The organism is Flagellimonas marinaquae (genome assembly GCF_003992675.1).
Taxonomy (GTDB): domain Bacteria; phylum Bacteroidota; class Bacteroidia; order Flavobacteriales; family Flavobacteriaceae; genus Flagellimonas; species Flagellimonas marinaquae.
In genome coordinates this window covers 118,752-136,716 of sequence record NZ_RZMZ01000013.1, presented here as the reverse complement: position 1 = coordinate 136,716, position 17,965 = coordinate 118,752, and the positions used below count along the sequence as shown (strand labels likewise).

17 protein-coding genes are annotated in these 17,965 nt (G+C 44.7%); 14 read left to right on the top strand and 3 right to left on the bottom strand.

The features are described 5' to 3' along the window. A partial coding sequence (xylA, locus tag EO130_RS07540; protein ID WP_127140913.1) for a xylose isomerase occupies positions 1-1,253 on the bottom strand: 1,253 nt, incomplete at its 3' end. A gap of 15 nt (positions 1,254-1,268) precedes the next feature. Beyond that, entirely contained in the window at positions 1,269-2,750 is a 1,482-nt protein-coding gene (locus EO130_RS07535; RefSeq protein ID WP_127140917.1) for a xylulokinase, read from the bottom strand. A gap of 268 nt (positions 2,751-3,018) precedes the next feature. Between EO130_RS07535 and EO130_RS07530 the strand changes: the two genes are divergently transcribed. From EO130_RS07530 to EO130_RS07505, 6 genes are all read left to right on the top strand, one after another. Further along, positions 3,019-3,651, top strand: a complete 633-nt coding sequence (locus EO130_RS07530) for a Crp/Fnr family transcriptional regulator (protein WP_127140912.1) — start codon at positions 3,019-3,021, stop codon at positions 3,649-3,651. Between the two features lie 63 nt (positions 3,652-3,714). Further along, entirely contained in the window at positions 3,715-5,448 is a 1,734-nt protein-coding gene (locus tag EO130_RS07525) for a SulP family inorganic anion transporter (protein ID WP_127140911.1), read from the top strand. Positions 5,449-5,504: 56 nt separating this feature from the next. Beyond that, on the top strand, positions 5,505-6,914 hold the full coding sequence (locus EO130_RS07520) for an MBL fold metallo-hydrolase (protein WP_127140910.1): 1,410 nt from the start codon (positions 5,505-5,507) through the stop codon (positions 6,912-6,914). A 102-nt stretch (positions 6,915-7,016) separates the two neighbouring features. Continuing rightward, the gene (locus EO130_RS07515; RefSeq protein WP_127140909.1) at positions 7,017-7,361 is read left to right on the top strand and encodes a rhodanese-like domain-containing protein; all 345 of its coding nucleotides are present in this window, start codon (positions 7,017-7,019) and stop codon (positions 7,359-7,361) included. 17 nt (positions 7,362-7,378) lie between these two features. After that, positions 7,379-7,651, top strand: coding sequence for a heavy-metal-associated domain-containing protein (locus EO130_RS07510; RefSeq protein WP_127140908.1), 273 nt, complete (start codon positions 7,379-7,381; stop codon positions 7,649-7,651). After that, positions 7,648-8,649, top strand: coding sequence for a Tll0287-like domain-containing protein (locus EO130_RS07505; RefSeq protein WP_127140907.1), 1,002 nt, complete (start codon positions 7,648-7,650; stop codon positions 8,647-8,649). Before EO130_RS07510 ends, EO130_RS07505 begins: the two co-directional genes overlap by 4 nt. Here EO130_RS07505 and EO130_RS07500 read toward each other — a convergent pair. After that, positions 8,646-9,527 carry a sterol desaturase family protein gene (locus tag EO130_RS07500; protein ID WP_127140906.1) on the bottom strand — a complete coding sequence of 294 codons (882 nt, stop codon included), beginning with the start codon at positions 9,525-9,527 and terminating at the stop codon, positions 8,646-8,648. The genes EO130_RS07505 and EO130_RS07500 overlap by 4 nt on opposite strands. A 146-nt stretch (positions 9,528-9,673) precedes the next feature. Between EO130_RS07500 and EO130_RS07495 the strand changes: the two genes are divergently transcribed. The 8 genes from EO130_RS07495 (at position 9,674) to EO130_RS07465 (ending at position 17,909) form a co-directional block, all read left to right on the top strand. Further along, positions 9,674-9,937 (top strand): YgaP family membrane protein, encoded by a 264-nt coding sequence (locus tag EO130_RS07495; RefSeq protein WP_313781289.1) that lies wholly within the window; start codon positions 9,674-9,676, stop codon positions 9,935-9,937. A gap of 170 nt (positions 9,938-10,107) precedes the next feature. Beyond that, a complete protein-coding gene (locus tag EO130_RS07490) occupies positions 10,108-11,370 on the top strand; it encodes an NAD(P)/FAD-dependent oxidoreductase (protein WP_127140904.1) in 1,263 nt (420 codons plus the stop codon). Positions 11,371-11,465: 95 nt separating this feature from the next. After that, positions 11,466-11,603, top strand: a complete 138-nt coding sequence (locus EO130_RS15420) for a hypothetical protein (protein WP_164732895.1) — start codon at positions 11,466-11,468, stop codon at positions 11,601-11,603. A 176-nt stretch (positions 11,604-11,779) separates the two neighbouring features. Further along, positions 11,780-13,081: a TolC family protein gene (locus EO130_RS07485; RefSeq protein WP_127140903.1), complete on the top strand. Its 1,302-nt coding sequence runs from the start codon at positions 11,780-11,782 to the stop codon at positions 13,079-13,081. Between the two features lie 7 nt (positions 13,082-13,088). Further along, positions 13,089-14,177: an efflux RND transporter periplasmic adaptor subunit gene (locus tag EO130_RS07480; RefSeq protein ID WP_127140902.1), complete on the top strand. Its 1,089-nt coding sequence runs from the start codon at positions 13,089-13,091 to the stop codon at positions 14,175-14,177. Between the two features lie 16 nt (positions 14,178-14,193). Further along, positions 14,194-17,388, top strand: a complete 3,195-nt coding sequence (locus EO130_RS07475) for an efflux RND transporter permease subunit (protein WP_127140901.1) — start codon at positions 14,194-14,196, stop codon at positions 17,386-17,388. 1 nt (position 17,389) lies between these two features. Next, a complete protein-coding gene (locus tag EO130_RS07470; protein WP_127140900.1) occupies positions 17,390-17,695 on the top strand; it encodes a hypothetical protein in 306 nt (101 codons plus the stop codon). 10 nt (positions 17,696-17,705) lie between these two features. Continuing rightward, positions 17,706-17,909 (top strand): YgaP family membrane protein, encoded by a 204-nt coding sequence (locus EO130_RS07465; RefSeq protein ID WP_127140899.1) that lies wholly within the window; start codon positions 17,706-17,708, stop codon positions 17,907-17,909. Positions 17,910-17,965 lie beyond the last annotated feature (56 nt).

Genomic DNA, 17,965 nt, shown 5'->3' with positions numbered 1-17,965 from the left:
GTGGCATGGGCGTAAAGGTCTTCCAGTGAAAGCTGGCCTTCCTCAAATGCCTTTCCCGAACCAGCATCAAAGGAAGCATAGCGATTCTTACGTAGGCTAAGATACTTGGAGTTTTCCAAAATATCGTTTGCGGCCAATAAGGCCCTTGCAAAGGCGTCCATTCCCCCGATGTGCGCATGGAAGATGTCCTCGAGGTCGGTGGAGTTCCTCCGTATTTTCGCGTCAAAGTTTATGCCCCCACCTTGGAATCCGCCGGCCTGGAGGATGACCAACATGGCCTGAGCCAGTTCGTAAACGTCCACGGGGAACTGGTCGGTGTCCCAACCGTTCTGGTAATCCCCTCTGTTGGCATCGATACTGCCCAGCATATTGTTGTCCGCGGCCACTTGCAGCTCGTGCTCAAAGGTATGCTGGGCCAAGGTGGCATGGTTGACCTCGATGTTGAGTTTGAAATCGTCCAAAAGGTCATATTTGGTAAGAAAACCGATTACGGTCGCCACATCAAAGTCGTATTGGTGCTTGGTGGGCTCCATGGGCTTTGGTTCGATGAAGAAGGTCCCTTTGAATCCTTGTTTTCGGGCATAGTCCCTCGCCATGTGGAGGAAACGGGCCATGTGGTCCTGTTCACGTCCCATATCTGTGTTCAAAAGGGACATATAGCCTTCCCTTCCGCCCCAGAAGACATAGTTTTCGCCCTCCAGTTTGATGGTGGCGTCCAGGGCGTTCTTTACCTGTGCTCCGGCAGCGGCAACCACATCAAAATCAGGATTGGTAGCAGCCCCGTTCATATAGCGCGGATGACTGAAACAATTGGCCGTTCCCCAGAGCAATTTTACCCCGGAGGCCTTCATTTTCTCTTGGGCATAGTCGGTTATGATGTCCAATCTTTTTCCGGACTCCGATAAGGTCTCCCCTTCATCGATCAGGTCGAAATCATGAAAACAGAAATAGGGTGCCCCAATCTTGGTGATGAACTCGAAGGCAGCATCCATTTTGTCCTTGGCCTGTTGTATGGGGTCGGTGCTTTTCAACCAGGGAAAGTCCATGGTCGGTGCCCCGAAGGGGTCCACTCCCACGCCCGTGAAGGTATGCCAGTAGGCGATGGCAAACCTGAGGTGCTCCTTCATGGTCTTTGCACCCATTTTTTTGTTCTCATCATAATACTTAAAGGCAAAGGGATTGTCCGAGGACCTTCCCTCGAACTGTACCTTGCCGATTCCCTTAAAAAATTCCTTGTCTCCTGTTGTGATCATAATATGCTTGTTCCATTAATCCATATATTCATTCAAAGCATCTTTCCAAATGTGGTAGGCCTCTTGGTATTCATTGATGTTGTTTTCGGGCTCGTATGTCAGCTGCACGGCATCAGTAGATGTCGCCTCGCCAATATTGGCAAAGTATCCATATGCATAGGCCGCGGCCCTTGCTGCTCCCACCGCACCAGTGGTCTCCACCATATCTATCCTGCTATTGGAAAGGGTCGCCACGGTCTTGGAAAAAATACCGGCCCTAAAGAGATTGTCGTTGCCCGCCTTGATGGAACCGATGTCCACCCCATCGTTCTGCAGGATCTCCATCCCGTACACGAAGGCAAAGGCGATGCCCTCCAGGGCCGCTCGGAACAGATGGGATTTTTTATGGACGTTGAAATTGAGGTTGAGGATACGGGAACCTTTTCCACGATTTTCCAACATACGCTCCGCACCGTTGCCAAAGGGAAGCACGGAAAGACCATCAGATCCGATGGCCACTTTTTCCGCCATTTGGTTCATATGGTCATATGAGAGCCCTTGGGTCAGTTCGTTTTTGATCCAACCATATTGGATGCCCGTTCCGTTGATGCACAACAACTTGCCTATTCGGGCAGTGTCACTGGTATGGTTGACATGCGCAAAGCTGTTGATGCGGGTATGTTCCTGGGTCGTTTGCTGTCCGGAGACGGCATAGACTACCCCGGAGGTCCCTCCTGTTGCAGCAACTTGACCCGGTTCCATCACGTTGAGGGCCAAAGCATTGTTAGGCTGGTCCCCGGCACGGTACATGATCGGGATGCCCTCGGGCAGTCCTGATTCTTCTGCACCTTTTTTACCGACCCTGCACTGTTCCGAGAACGAGGGACGGATTTCAGGGACCAGGGACGGGTCGATTCCTGCTTCTTCCAATAGCCATTTGGCGATTTGATGTTCCTTGAAATCCCAAAGGATTCCTTCGGAAAGTCCCGAGGGGGTAGTGGTGCACTCGCCAGACAGGCGAAGGGCGATATAGTCCCCTGGGAGCATAAACTTGTAAATCCTTTGATAGTTCTCGGGTTCGTTGTCCTTGACCCATTTGAGCTTTGAGAGGGTGAAATTACCGGGAATGTTCAATAGTCGGTCGATGCACTTTTCCTTTCCCGCACTTTGGAATAGCTTTTCCCCTGTGTCCACTGCTCTACTATCGCACCAGATAATGGAGGGTCGAATAGGTTTGAGGTTTTTGTCCACAATCACCAACCCGTGCATCTGGTAGGAAATGCCGATACCCTTGATAGTATGATCTGCTAGGTTGTTGTTGGAAAGGATACGTTGGACTCCCCTGCAGGCATAAGTCCACCATAATTCGGGATTTTGTTCAGCCCAGCCAATCGCTGGGGCATTAATGGGAATTTCTGTACTAGGTTCTTGTACCAAGTCGACTACTGCACCGGTATCGGCTGCAATCAAAGCGACCTTTATTGAAGAACTACCGATGTCAAAACCTATCCAATACATATGGTCATAGTAAAGTGGCATTGAAAATAGCCAATTATTATGAAGTGTGCCCTATTGTTGCAATAATTCAACATTTAGAATACTAACCGTTTGCTGCTGCAGATTTGAAAAAGGGGGCTAAACTCTGAGAACTGCCATAAGAAGGTTAGCGGAGATATAATTGGGTTTGATCAATGTACTTAATGATTCTTGGTTGCATTCTCATGGCAGATTAGGGATGTTTCATTTTTCATAAAATGGTTACCTTAGAACAGTGTATTTTTACAACATGAAAGAAGAGCTCGTAGCAACATTTGGCAATTATTTTGAACAGCCCCTGATCGATGAAATTCTCGAAACGGGTAAATTAATGGAGGTACCTGCAGGGGAGACCCTTATGGATATTGGCCAATACATAAGGAGTATGCCTTTACTATTGTCCGGAGCCATAAAAGTATTGCGAGAGGATGAAGAAGGGGATGAACTGCTTCTGTACTATTTGGAACAAGGGGAGACCTGTTCGGTAACCATGGCTTGTTGTATGGGACATACGAAAAGCGAAATCAGGGCCCTTACCGAAACCGATACCCGATTGGTGATGGTTCCTGTTCAAAAAATGGAAGAATGGATGGCCAACTACAAAGGTTGGCGCAACTACGTTTTTGATAGTTATCAAAATAGGCTCAACGAGTTATTGCAGACCGTGGATAGCATTGCCTTTAAAAACTTGGACCAACGTTTGGTGGATTATCTTAAAAAGAAGGTCGAGGTCACCAACGATAACCGTATTAGAAACACGCACCAAGAAATCGCCTATGATTTGCACACTTCACGGGTGGTGATCTCCAGATTGTTGAAGAAGCTGGAGAAGATGAAAAAGTTGGTGCTCCACAGAAACTACATCCACGTAGTGGATTTGTAGATTTGTGCCCTGTGTTACTGATGATTACCATCGGGCATCCTATTTTTGTATAAAACCTATTGCATGCTCAAAAGGATTTTTCCTTTTTTAACCTGGATTTCCCATTATGACCGTTCAACATGGTACGGCGACTTAGTGGCTGGGTTTACCGTTGGTGTTTTATTGATTCCACAGGGGATGGCCTATGCCATGATTGCAGGGATGCCGCCCATCTATGGATTGTACGCGGCACTGGTGCCTCAATTGGTGTACGCGCTTACGGGAACTTCAAGACAGCTGGCCGTAGGTCCCGTGGCCATGGATTCTTTGTTGGTTGCCGCAGGGATAGGGGCCATGCAATTGACCAGTGAACAGGATTATATCGCAGCGGTGCTCTTCTTGACACTTCTTATCGGGCTTTTCCAGCTGTTGCTGGGCATTCTAAAAATGGGCTTTTTTGTCAATTTTTTGTCCAAACCCGTTATCAGCGGATTCACCTCTGCGGCCGCGATTTTGATCGGTCTTGGACAATTAAAGCATATTCTTGGGGTAGATTTACCGCAATCGGGCAAAATCTATGTGCTCTTGGGAAGTATTTTTGGTCACCTAGCGGATATTCAGCCCCTGACCTTGGGCATTGGGATTTTGGTGATATTGATGATTATCGGGCTAAAAAAACTAAATAAAAAATTGCCCGTTCCCTTGCTGGTCGTTGTTTTGGGGATAGCATCGGTAGCCCTTTTGGGATTGGAGGCCAAAGGCATAAAAATAGTCGGGGAAATACCTAAAGGGTTGCCCAGTTTTCAACTACCGGGTATACAATGGGACCATATGGGACAGTTTTTGCCCATAGCCATCACGGTTGCCCTGTTTGGGTTTATGGAATCCATTTCAATAGCCAAAACCGTGGAGGAACGCCACCCGGAATATGAGTTGGACCCCAATCAAGAACTCCGTGCATTGGGCTTGTCCAATATTTTTGGATCGTTTTTTCAGTCTTTTTCCGTTTCAGGAGGCTTTTCAAGAACCGCCATTAACGACCATTCCGGGGCACGTACAGGAATGGCATTGGTTTTCAGTGCACTTTTGGTGGCTGGGGTTTTATTGTTTTTGACACCGCTATTCTACAATCTTCCCACGGTAGTGCTGGGGGCCATTATTATTGTTTCGGTATTTGGACTTATCGATTTGAGGTATCCGTTGCAACTCTGGAAGAATAGGAAGGACGAATTTTTATTGTTGATAGCCACCTTTTTAATGACCCTGTTCATTGGTTTGATAGAGGGCATCATTCTAGGGGTATTGCTCTCCCTTTTATTGCTGGTCTATCGAATTTCCAATCCCCACATAGCGGTTTTGGGAAGAATCAAAGGCACTACGTATTTTAAAAACGTAAATCGTTTTTCCGAAGATGTTGAGGTATCTGAGGACAAGCTGATCATTCGTTTTGACGCACAACTGTACTTTGGGAACAAAGATTATTTCAAAAAACAACTCTATCAACAGATTGAAAAGAAAGGACCCAATCTCAAGTTCATCATTCTCAATGCGGAACCCATCAATTATATTGATAGTAGTGCTGCCGTAATGTTGGAACGAATTATTTTGGAACTTCGGGAGAACGGAATTGAGTTTTTGATTGCCGGAGCCATTGGCCCAACAAGGGATATCCTCTATTCCAGTGGTATCATCGATATTTTGGGAGAGGAAAACCTATTTGCACAAACCTATGATGCCGTGGATTGTTGCAATAATCCAAAGGCCTTGAGCAACATACAGAAAAAAGTGTCCCTACAATCAAAGACCAAGACTTTGTAACTTTGGTCACCAAAGTTTAGGATGTAGAATCGTATTTTTGATAAAAACCACAAGAGATGAAAATTGAACAAATTTATACAGGATGCCTGGCTCAAGGTGCCTACTACATAGAAAGTAATGGCGAAGCCGCCATAATTGATCCTTTACGAGAGGTTGACCCCTACATAAAAACGGCCAAGGAGAACGGGGCAAAGATCAAATATATTTTCGAGACCCACTTCCATGCCGATTTTGTGAGTGGACACCTTACCCTGTCCAAGGAAACGGGAGCACCCATAGTGTACGGTCCCACCGCAGAACCTTCTTTTGATGCGATTATTGCGGAAGACGGACAGGAGTTCCAATTGGGCGATATTACCATTGTTTCCCTGCATACACCGGGACACACCATGGAAAGTACTACCTTTTTGTTACGTGATGAAAAAGGGAAGGACCACGCTATATTTAGTGGCGACACCTTATTCTTGGGCGACGTTGGCCGACCAGATTTAGCGCAAAAAGCGGCCCACATGACACAGGAAGAGTTGGCAGGAACCTTGTTCGATAGCCTACGAACCAAAATTATGCCCTTGGCCGATGACGTAATCGTTTATCCAGCCCACGGTGCCGGGTCTGCTTGCGGAAAGAACATGATGAAAGAGACGGTGGACACATTGGGCAATCAGAAGAAAATGAATTACGCCTTGAGAGCGGATATGACCCGGGATGAATTTATCAAAGAGGTGACGGATGGATTACTGCCACCACCTCAATATTTCCCCCTCAATGTAAAAATGAACAAGGAAGGCTACGAGGATATCGACAAAATATTGGAAAGGGGAACCCAGGCCCTAACACCGGAAGCTTTTGAGGTGGCGGCCAACGAAACAGGTGCCATTGTGCTGGATGTACGTCATCAAGATGACTTTGCCAAAGGTCACGTGCCACGATCTATTTTTATTGGGTTGGACGGTAGCTTTGCCCCTTGGGTAGGAGCACTGGTAGCCGATGTAAAGCAACCTATTCTTTTGGTAGCTCCAGAAGGAAGGGAAGAGGAGACTATCACCCGATTGTCACGTGTTGGTTTTGACCATACCTTAGGCTATCTAAAAGGTGGAATTGAAGCTTGGAAAGCTGCTGGAAAGGAAGTGGATACGGTGGAGAGCGTGAGTGCCGAAGAGTTGAAAAAACGGATTGAAAATGGAGTGCCGGTGTACGACGTTCGAAAAGAAACTGAATACCAAGCCGAGCATGTGGAAAATGCCCACTTGACCCCTTTGGATTATATCAACGATCACTTATCCGAGTTTCCAGAAAAGGAGACCTTCTATGTGCACTGTGCTGGTGGATACCGGAGTATGATTGCTTCCTCAATTTTGAAAAGTAGGGGAATCCATAATCTCGTGGATGTTGCAGGTGGTTTTGCGGATATCAAAAAAGCTGGCATACCTGTTACCGATTATGTGTGCCCCACTACCTTGAAATAAGGGAGTCCTCGGAAAAACCTCAAAAAAGTTAGGTTTGTGTAACCATCGTTACTGACCACATAGGTTGTTTGGGATACTTTAGTACCTCAAAACAATGATACTATGTCAATATTCAGCTTTTTGTTCAAAGAACAAACCTTACCGGATGAAATCGAGATTCTGGACCGGGAAGCTTATAAAGAAGCCATTTCCAAAGGAAAAGTACAGTTGGTAGATGTGAGGACCAAAAGAGAGTTTGCGTCCGGTCACATTAAAGGAGCCAAGAACATCGACTTTTTCCAAGGGTCTACTTTCGATGCTTCCTTTGCCAAAATGAAAAAGGATATGCCCCTATACATCTATTGCCAATCCGGGAATAGAAGTCAAAGGGCAGCCAAAAGATTGGTGGAACTTGGTTTTTCCAAAATTTACGACCTAAGGGGAGGATACAGTTCTTGGAGTTATTAACCCATGTACAAGATAGGATGAGAACAACGTTTCAAGTGCAAAATCTAAAGTGTGGCGGATGTGCAAAGACCATATCCAACAAACTTTCAGGCATAAAAGAAATTAAAGAGGTGATTGTGGAGAAGGACAGCTCATCGGTTAGCTTTGACCATCAAAGCGCCGATGAGGCTTCCTTAGTTAAAGAGGCCCTCAAGCGCATGGGCTATCCCACAATAGATGATGAAAACGGTTTTATGGACAAGGCAAAATCGTTTGTAAGCTGTGCTAGTGGTAAAATGTCCAACTCATGAGATTTTTCCTGATTTCCATAACCGTCTTTTTACTAATGCTGTCCTGCAAACAGGGACCAAAAACTTCGGACGAAGAAGTCTCTGAACCGATGGCGCAAAACGCCTCTAAACTAGAGGAAGGGAAAGTATTGATGGAGAATCAATGTTACCTATGCCATAATCCGTCCGCACCCCAGAACGGACAACGTATTGGCCCCCCAATGGTAGCGATTAAGGCCCATTATTTGGAAAATTATAAGGAACGGGACGCTTTTGTGAATGCCATTCAGGCCTTTGTGAAATCACCGTCTGAGGACAAGACACAAATGCGTGGTGCTGTCCGAAGGTTTGGATTGATGCCGGCCCAACAGTTTCCAGAAGATGAGGTAAGAAAGATTGCCGAGTACATGTTCGATTACCAAATTGAGGAACCTGAATGGTTCAAATCCCATTGGATGGACCGCAAAGGGGATTCGCTTTACAACCGTGGTACAAAACCAAAAGTTTCCCAAGTTGAAACTGATGCCAAGGAATTAGGGATGCATTACGCCTTGGAAACGAAAAAAGTCCTTGGTAAAAACCTAATGGGCACAATTCAAAATGAAGGAGTGGAAGCGGCCTTAGTTTTTTGCAATGAAAAGGCCTACCCATTGACTGATAGTATGTCCACCAACTTCAATGCTCGAATCAAAAGAGTATCGGATAAACCCCGAAACCCCAATAATCAGGCTAATCCGATTGAATTGGCGCACATCGAAACGTTCAAGGCTCAGGTTTCAAAAGGTTTGTCGGTTGAACCCATTCTTAGGGAAGAGAACGGAAAAGTATACTTCTATTATCCCATCGTAACCAACACCATGTGTTTGAACTGCCACGGAACCCCAGAACAACAAATAACTCCAAAAGTATACGAAAGCCTATCCGAACTGTATCCCCAAGATATGGCTATAGGTTATGGGCCTGACGAAGTACGGGGTATCTGGAGTATTGTTTTTGATGCGCCGAAGAAAGGAGATTAATTTTCCTTTTTTGGTTTTTTGAAACCATAGGTCAATTGGCCCCAGAACCCTTTGGGAAGAGTTTCATCTCCAGGGAACCCCAATTCGATTTGACCACTGCTTTCCGGAATATAATTGGTTTTAAAGAGATAATCCCAAACACTTAGGCTGATGCCAAAATTGACCCCGTGAGAGCCTTTGGGGATGGTGTAGGCATGGTGGTACAGGTGCATCACCGGATTGTTCAATATATATTTTAATGGGCCATAGGTCAATTTTATGTTTGCATGGTTAAAATGTCCAATAGCAATCGCGGCAAAATGTACAATATAGGCCTGTTCCGGCTCAAAACCGCCCAGAACCATCACGCCCAAAGTTTTTAGTGGTTTGTAAAGGATATTTTCCATCCAATGAAAACGCAGATGGGCTGCAAATCCCATTTCTTTTACGCTATGATGCACTTTGTGGAATTCCCATAAAAAGGGATATCTGTGCAACAATACGTGGGTAAACCACTGCACAAAATCGAGCACCACAAAAAAGAGGAGCAATTGCAACCACTGGGGCCAGTTTGCCATATCCACAACCGCCAAAGTTTGCGCATTGATGCCCATGTAGGAAAATAAAACCCCTAATACTTTATAAACTCCACTGATGACAATGGCAAACACAAAAAAGTTGAAAAACATGTAGAAGGCATCCAGCCAGAAATCCTTTCTGAAAATAGGCTGCTCTTTACGCCAAGGAAAAAGAACTTCCAAACCCCAAACCACAAGGGAAATGATAATCAATCCCCAGAAATAATTAGTGTACCAGGGAACATCGAAAATAATGGACCTCCATGTCCAGTGAACCGTTCCTAAAAAACCAGTGATAAGGGCATCCAAGTAGTCGAACATACTCCAAATTTGTCGAGCAAATAGCATAAAACTTATTCGGTCACAAAAATACTTTAAAATAAATACCATCTATGTAACCAAGGTTACTATGGTTGATTCCATGAAACCTTACTTTTGGAGTAATCCTTTGATAATCAAAAAAGGATATGCAAGCTGAGCCAATTTTTGGTAATTTGTATGGTGCTAATCTTAAACTATCCATTATGAAAAAAAACATGGGCGGTGCAGACCGTACAATCAGGATTATCCTAGCGCTAGGTGTAGGAGCATTGTATTACTTTAATGTAATCACAGGAACGTTTGCTTATGTGCTGTTAGCTTTGGCGGCTATATTTGTTTTGACAAGTTTTATTAGTTTTTGCCCTTTGTACACCCTCATCGGGATAAATACATGCAAGGTCAAGAATTAGGTTTTTTGGTTGGTTGATATGAAAAGCCGCTCTTACTAGAGCGGCTTTTTTTTATTAAAAATGATAATCTTCATATAAAATAGGCTTCAAATTGATAAGTATGTAACCTTGGTTACAAATTATTATGATATTCCTCAATATTTTACCTAAATAGATTTAAATAAACAAACATGAAGTCACATTATCAAATTCTGATTATTGGGGGAGGAACTGCTGGAATTATGACGGCTGCCCAATTATTGAAAAAGAACAAAAAGCTGGACATCGCTATTGTAGAACCCTCTGAAACCCATTACTACCAACCCGCATGGACACTTGTGGGTGCTGGAGCTTACGACTTTAAAAAGACTGCTAAACCCATGGCGGAGGTTATGCCCAAAGGGGTTGATTGGATAAAGGATAAAGCCACAGGATTTAGCCCAGAACAGCATATGGTTTCAACAGAAAGCAGTGGGGATATCACCTATGATTATTTGGTGGTCGCCCCAGGCTTGGTCATGGAGCCAAGTATGATCAAAGGTCTGCCCGAAGCATTGGACCAGGGAGTGGCCTGTAGCAACTATATAGACCCTGAACATACTTGGAAAACCATCAGAAATTTTAAAAAAGGGAACGCATTGTTCACCCAACCTACCACACCAATTAAATGTGGCGGTGCCCCTCAGAAAATAGCTTACTTAGCGGCAGATTATTTCAGAAAGCAAGGTCTACAAAAGGATGTCAATGTGATTTTTGCTACACCGGGAACAGTTATTTTCGGGGTTAAGGAAATTCGTGAGACCCTTATGAAAGTAATCGATAGGTACGGTATTCACTTTAAGCCTTTTTATGCCCCCAAAGAAATTGATGTGGAGAATCGAATTGTCCATTTCAGTCATACCGCTCCAGAGGAGAACAGATGTATCATCAACGAAGACAACGAGCTTGGAGAGACCATGGTGGGGGATGTGGACATCAGCGTACCTTTTGATCTGTTGCACTTGGCTCCGCCACAGGCAGCGCCAAAGTTTATCCGTGATTCAGTATTGGTCAATGAATCAGGTTGGTTGAACGTGGACCATCATTCCATGCAGCACCTTAAGTACCCCAATATTTTTGGTCTGGGAGACGTTGCGGCATTGCCTACGGCCAAAACAGGTGCCGCGGTTAGAAAGCAGGTTCCCGTAGTGGTGGATAATCTCTTGAAATTGTTGGATCACAAAGCGGCCAATAATGCTTCGTACCATGGTTATTCTTCATGTCCTTTGGTTACTGGTTATGGAAAAATGACCTTGGCCGAGTTTGATTACAACAATAACTTTATTCCAGATCCCAAGTTGAAACGCATGTTGGTCTTTAATAGCGAAAAAGAGCATTGGAGACTTTGGATGCTAAAAAAATATGGATTGCCGTATTTATATTGGAATAAGATGCTTAAAGGAGAAAATGTATAGCATTCATCTGGGATGAGATTGTTTTATATGAGAATTATCATATTTTCAAAAACACGAAGCTTGTACATTTGGACCAAACTTAAAACCAATACATCGTGAAATCATTAATCAATATTCCACTGGTATCATGGGAAAACGGCATCTGGATGATAGGTGTGTTTGCACTGGTGGTCGTAGTTCTGGTCATAGCTGTTTTTGCCATGATGAACAGCGACAAAAATAAACCATCCTAAACGGGTCTACATTTGTCCAAGCCCCAATAGTAAAGGGATTGAACCATTTATTCTTCTGATAGTTAAATAAATAGGGAGGCCATTGTGCCTCCTTTTTTTATATATGCGCCATGGTAACTAATGTTACTGTGCAGGTAGTTGTATCATGATAATTTTGCCTCAAAATGATATTACCAATGAGGCATATTTTAACTTTTATTGCGTTCGGGCTTATGCAAGCGGTACTCGCCCAAGACCATATACAGATTTCGTTGGAAGAGGTATTGGCCAAGGTCCAGGAATCCAATGCAAGCATAAAGGTTTCTGAGCAGGAAGCCCAAATGGCCAAATACGACTATAGGTTCTCCAATTCCATCTTTTTGCCACAGATCGCTGTGTCGCATACCGGATTGGCCACCACAAACCCATTAATGGCTTTTGGTTCTAAACTGAACCAAGCCATCTTGACCCAAGCCGATTTTAACCCAGCCCTGTTAAACGATCCAGATCAGGTGGAAAACTATGCTACCATAGTTTCGGTGGAACAACCATTGATCAATTTGGACGGGTTTTACCAACGCAAAGCGGCAAAGACGACGATGGAAGCCAAAGAGCTCCAAGCCATGCGCACTAGGGATTATTTAGACTTTGAAGCTAGGAAGGCCTTTGGGCAATTACAACTGGCCCACAGAGCTGTAGCGGTTTTGGAAAAAGCTTTTGAAGCTGCCAATGCTAACTTGAATATGGCACAGAACAGCTATGATCAAGGCTTGCTTCAAAAATCGGATTTGTTGGAAGTTAAAGTTCGGGTCACCGAGGTTTCCGATCAATTAAAAACGGCCAAGAGCAATGTCCAGAATGCATCTGACTATGTATCATTTTTAATGAATGAACAGGGTGATGTGGTCTACAAACCTTCCGAAGAACTGGTACCATACAACCTAGTTGAAAACTCGGAAGGCTCACTGGAAAATAGGGCAGATGTGAAAGCCATGGATTTAGTGTCAGAAGCATACAAAGCCAACATGAAGGCGGAAAACATGACCTTCATGCCAAGGTTGAATGCATTCGCCAGCTACGAAATGTACGATGATCAAATCTTTCAGGCCGATGCCAGTGGATACATTATTGGGGCAAGTTTGAGCTGGGATGTTTTTAAAGGTTCCCAGCGGTTTGCCAAAGTGGGAAAGAGCAAAACAAGTTATGAAAAAGCAAAACAGGAATACGAACAGTACGTCGCCAAAAGTTCTATGGAGCTTCAACGCACCAAACGGATGGTCGAAGATGCAGAAAGCAGGCTCCAGACCTCAAAATTGGCTATGGAGCAATCCGAAGAATCATTGAGGATACGCACCAACCGATTCAAAGAGGGCTTGGAGAAAACAACCGATTTATTGATGGCCGAAGCCACCTATGCCGAAAAGCAATTGGCCTATTATCAGACCATTTTTGAATACAATCAAGCACAATCCTTATTAACATTTTTAACCAAAGAATAATTGCAAGATGAAAAACAATACGATATATAAAAGTTTGCTACTAACCGCCTCCTTGGCATTCTTACTAATGGGATGTGGAAGCGACGAAAAACAGACTGAGGACAACACAGAGGCAATTCCGGTAACCGTTGCCAATGTGGATATGGGCGATAGCTCAGCGATCTTGGCCGGAAGTGGTCAAATAAAAGCGGTGAACAGCGCCACTCTAAGTACCCGAATGATGGGCTATGTGGAATACCTTCCCGTGAAAATAGGTCAGAAGGTAAACAAGGGAGATCTTTTGATTTCCATCAACAATGTGGACCTGCGCGCTAAAAAAGCGCAAGTTGAAGCTTCTATTACTGAAGCAACAGTGGCTTTCAACAATGCAAAAAAGGACTATGAAAGGTTCCAAAACCTTTTTAAAGAAAACAGTGCCTCCCAAAAAGAGCTGGATGATATGACGGCCCGCTATGAAATGGCCAAAGCTCGATTGGAAGCCGCAAACCAAATGAAGAACGAGGTGAACTCCCAATTTGCCTACGCCAATATTCGTGCGCCCTTCAGTGGGGTGGTTACCAACACTTACATTGATGAAGGCGATATGGCGAACCCAGGGGTCCCGCTGGTTTCCGTAGAGTCTCCCGGTGGATTTGAGGTGGAGGCCAAAGTGGCTGAGAACAACATTTCAGGAATAAGTGTGGGTACCAAAGCGCACATTCTGGTAAAAGCATTGAATACCACGATTACGGGTAAAGTGTCCGAACTCAGTGCATCCGCGCAACATACGGGCGGACAATATGTGATGAAAGTTTCATTGGACAAAACAGGCGCCAAGATTTTGTCAGGTATGTATGCCACCGTTAGGCTCGAGGCGGAAAACGGAAGTGAAGGTAAAACGGTTGTGACCGTTCCGTCCGAAGCCCTGGTGCATAAAGGGCAGTTGACAGGGGTGTATACTTTGGGCCAAGATAATGTTGCCTTACTTAGGTGGTTACGACTGGGCGAGAATTTCGGTGACGAAGTAGAAGTGCTGTCAGGCCTGTCCATAGGAGACCAGTACATCGTATCGGCAGAAGGAAAACTCTACAACGGAGCTAAAGTACGAATTCAATAACCCAAAAAAGCCAACAATGAAAGACGGACTTGCAGGAAAAATAGCGAAAGGGTTTATCAGCTCCAAACTAACGGTGCTTCTCATGATTGTATTTATGGTCATTGGGGTGTACAGTTCCTTCCTTATTCCAAGGGAAGAGGAGCCACAGATTGATGTGCCCATGGCGGATATCTTCGTAGGATATCCAGGGGCCAGCCCAACCGAGGTGGAATCCAGGATAACAAAACCACTCGAAAAAATTATATCGAACATCAAAGGCGTAGAGTATGTATACACCACCTCCATGCAAGAGCAAGGGATGGCCATTGTGCAGTTTTATGTAGGAGAGGATATCGAAAGGTCCTTGGTACGTTTGTACGACGAGATTAATAAGCATATGGACCAAATGCCTGCCGGAGTGACCATGCCTTTGGTAAAAACCCGTGCCATTGACGATGTGCCCATGCTGGCATTGACACTTTGGAGTGAAGAGTATAATGATTTTCAGTTGAGGCAGATATCAGGAGAGCTCATCAACGAGATTGAAAAGGTAAACGGGGTTTCCATTACCAAAAAGATAGGAGGGCGCAGCCCCCAACTTCGCGTGGTGGTGGATAAGGATAAACTGGCAGAGTCGGGCCTAGATATGTTGACTGTGGCCCAAATGATCCAAGCCAATAACCAGCAAATGGATTCCGGCAACTTCCTTTCCAACGATACCGAGTTTCATATCAGCACTGGAAACTTCTTGGAAACCCAAGAGGACCTAGAAAACCTGATTGTGGGCACCAAACAAGGTCAACCCATTTATTTGAAGCAAGTGGCTACTGTTTTGGACGGTCCTGAGCTGCCGAAAAACTATGTTTCCCTTGGATTTGGAGCTGCCAGTGAAAAAGCAGAGACCTATAAATCGGAATATCCAGCAGTGACCATTTCCATCGCCAAGCGCAAGGGAGCCGATGCCATGAAGATTGCCGATGTGGTTTTGGAAAAAGTGGACCACCTAAAAACAACATTGCTTCCAGATGAAGTAAAAGTTGAGGTGACCCGTAACTATGGGCAGACCGCTTCGCAGAAGGTATCCGAACTATTGATGCACTTGATCGGGGCCATCATCGCAGTGACTTTTGTGGTGATGTTGGCCATGGGATGGAGAGGAGGACTTGTGGTTTTTCTTTCGGTTCCCATCACTTTTGCATTGACCTTGCTCAGTTACTACATGCTGGATTATACCTTGAACCGAATTACCTTGTTTGCGTTGGTGTTCGTAACGGGTATTGTGGTGGACGACTCCATCATTATAGCGGAGAACATGCATCGCCACTTTAAAATGAAACGGTTGCCTTTTAAGGATGCAGCAATTTATGCTATCAACGAAGTAGGTAACCCCACCATTCTGGCCACATTTACGGTAATTGCCTCCGTATTGCCCATGGCCTTTGTATCTGGTCTAATGGGTCCTTACATGTCGCCCATGCCTATTGGAGCTTCGATTGCGATGTTGTTGTCACTGTTTGTAGCATTGACCATTACACCCTATTTAGGATACATTTTCCTAAGAGAAAAGGACAAAAAGAAGAAAAAGGAAAAGGAACCCGTCGAAATTCAGGACACGTTTATTTACAAAGCCTATTCGCGCTTTGAAAGTCCTTTGATAGAGAGCCGGAAAAAGAGATGGATGTTCTTGGGCATCACCTTCTTTTTGCTACTTGCATCTATGGGAATGTTCTTTACCAAATCGGTTGCTGTAAAAATGCTCCCTTTTGATAACAAGAACGAGTTTCAAGTGGTCATAGACCTTCCGGAGGGAACCACCTTGGAAAGAACATCGGCGGTGACCAAGGAAATAGGCGCATATCTCTCCACACGTCCGGAAGTGGTCAACTACCAGACTTATGTGGGAACATCTGCACCCATAACTTTCAATGGATTGGTTAGACACTACGATCTTCGCGGAGGTAGCAATATGGCCGATATCCAGGTAAACCTGGTGGACAAGCACGACAGGAGTGCGCAGAGCCATGATATCGCCAAATTGCTCAGGCCAAAAATCCAAGAATTGGGCAAAAAGTACGATGCAAACATCAAGATTGTGGAGGTGCCACCAGGACCCCCTGTACTTTCAACCATTGTAGCCGAGGTGTACGGTCCAGATTATGAAAAGCAAATTGCATTGGCCGATAAGGTAAAGGGCATCTTGAACAATACTACCGACGTAGTGGATGTAGATTGGATGGTCGAGGATGATCAAGTGGAGTACGATTTTGTGATTGACAAGGAAAAAGCGATGCTCTACGGTATCACTCCACAACAAATTGTTCAGGTAATGGCAATGGCTTTCCGTGAACAACCGGTATCCCATATATATCGAGAGGATGCTTTTGATCAAATCGGGATTGTACTGTCCATCAGCGAGAAGGATAAATCCAGTTTGGATGAGATCAAACAATTGAAAATAGCATCCCAAAAGGGAGGTATGGTCTCCGTCGGGGATTTGGTTGAAGTCAAAGAAGGAATCAAGGCCAAGAGCATCTACAGAAAAAATCAGAAAAGAGTAGTGTATGTAATGTCCGATATGGCTGGCGAACTGGAAAGTCCCGTGTATGCCATTTTAGGGATGACGGATAAGTTGAACCAATTGGAGCTACCCAAGGGGTATTCCATCAATGAACTTTACATGGAACAACCTCAGTTCGAAGATGACTATACCGTGAAATGGGATGGTGAATGGCAGGTGACCTTGGAGGTGTTCCGAGACTTGGGAATTGCCTTCCTTGGGGTCATCGTAATCATTTACATGTTGATCGTAGGCTGGTTCCAAAACTTTAAGGCACCTGTGGTGATGATGGTGGCCATTCCACTTTCGTTGATCGGAATCGTGCTCGGGCACTGGATGTTGGGGGCCTTTTTTACCGCAACCTCATTTATCGGGATGATTGCGTTGGCAGGAATCATGGTGCGGAATTCGGTTTTGCTTATCGACTTTGTGAACCTACGCTTGGATGATGGAGTTCCCCTTAAGCAAGCCGTTATCGAAGCCGGGGCCGTACGTACCACGCCCATTTTGTTGACAGCGGGAACCGTTGTTATTGGAGCTTTTGTGATTTTGTTCGACCCTATCTTTCAAGGATTGGCCATTTCACTCATGGGAGGAACCATAGTGTCCACCATTTTGACGCTATTGGTAGTGCCATTGGTGTATTATATGATAGAACGTAAAAACTACAAGTAAGATGAAAATGATCATTGTTACCACGGTCGAGGAATATAAGAGCGAAGTCTTCAAGCTGTTCAAGAGAGCAGGCGTGGAAAGCTTTAGCGGATCTGATATTGACGGATACAAAAGTGCAGCGCCTTTGATGTACACCAGTAGCTGGTTCCCAAGTGAAAAGGGCGGAGCGGCCTCCAATATGTTCTTCTCTTTTACTGAAGAGGAAAAAGCAACGGAATTGTTCAGATTGATCAAACAATTCAACACAGAAAGTGAGACCACCAACCCGATCAGGGCGGTGGAGATACCTATCGAAAGAACCGTTTAAAAATCAAAAAATGAGAAATAGAATCGTAAGAGGTGTAGCGGGAAGTTTTGTGCTCATCAGCCTTATCTTGGCCGTATATGTAAATATCAACTGGTTATGGTTTACCGCTTTTGTAGGGGCTAATCTATTACAGTCATCTTTGACCAAGTGGTGTTTGTTGGAAGATATCCTGAAGAAATTCGGGGTTTCTGATGCTGATAAAAACTGCTGTTAGTCAGCTACACTATTTGATATGTAAGGCATTTTCGTGACCTTTGCTCAAAAACCTCA

What these genes read in the sequence shown, in the direction of transcription:
- EO130_RS07495 (WP_313781289.1), top strand. Translation starts at nt 9,674, where the DNA reads ATGCAAGCTGAGCCAATTTTTGGTAATTTGTATGGTGCTAATCTTAAA.
- EO130_RS07535 (WP_127140917.1), bottom strand. Translation starts at nt 2,750, where the DNA reads ATGTATTGGATAGGTTTTGACATCGGTAGTTCTTCAATAAAGGTCGCT.
- EO130_RS07505 (WP_127140907.1), top strand. Translation starts at nt 7,648, where the DNA reads ATGAGATTTTTCCTGATTTCCATAACCGTCTTTTTACTAATGCTGTCC.
- EO130_RS07485 (WP_127140903.1), top strand. Translation starts at nt 11,780, where the DNA reads ATGAGGCATATTTTAACTTTTATTGCGTTCGGGCTTATGCAAGCGGTA.
- EO130_RS07525 (WP_127140911.1), top strand. Translation starts at nt 3,715, where the DNA reads ATGCTCAAAAGGATTTTTCCTTTTTTAACCTGGATTTCCCATTATGAC.
- EO130_RS07520 (WP_127140910.1), top strand. Translation starts at nt 5,505, where the DNA reads ATGAAAATTGAACAAATTTATACAGGATGCCTGGCTCAAGGTGCCTAC.
- EO130_RS07470 (WP_127140900.1), top strand. Translation starts at nt 17,390, where the DNA reads ATGAAAATGATCATTGTTACCACGGTCGAGGAATATAAGAGCGAAGTC.
- EO130_RS07510 (WP_127140908.1), top strand. Translation starts at nt 7,379, where the DNA reads ATGAGAACAACGTTTCAAGTGCAAAATCTAAAGTGTGGCGGATGTGCA.
- EO130_RS07515 (WP_127140909.1), top strand. Translation starts at nt 7,017, where the DNA reads ATGTCAATATTCAGCTTTTTGTTCAAAGAACAAACCTTACCGGATGAA.
- EO130_RS07475 (WP_127140901.1), top strand. Translation starts at nt 14,194, where the DNA reads ATGAAAGACGGACTTGCAGGAAAAATAGCGAAAGGGTTTATCAGCTCC.
- EO130_RS07530 (WP_127140912.1), top strand. Translation starts at nt 3,019, where the DNA reads ATGAAAGAAGAGCTCGTAGCAACATTTGGCAATTATTTTGAACAGCCC.
- EO130_RS07465 (WP_127140899.1), top strand. Translation starts at nt 17,706, where the DNA reads ATGAGAAATAGAATCGTAAGAGGTGTAGCGGGAAGTTTTGTGCTCATC.
- EO130_RS07500 (WP_127140906.1), bottom strand. Translation starts at nt 9,527, where the DNA reads ATGTTCGACTACTTGGATGCCCTTATCACTGGTTTTTTAGGAACGGTT.
- EO130_RS07480 (WP_127140902.1), top strand. Translation starts at nt 13,089, where the DNA reads ATGAAAAACAATACGATATATAAAAGTTTGCTACTAACCGCCTCCTTG.
- EO130_RS07490 (WP_127140904.1), top strand. Translation starts at nt 10,108, where the DNA reads ATGAAGTCACATTATCAAATTCTGATTATTGGGGGAGGAACTGCTGGA.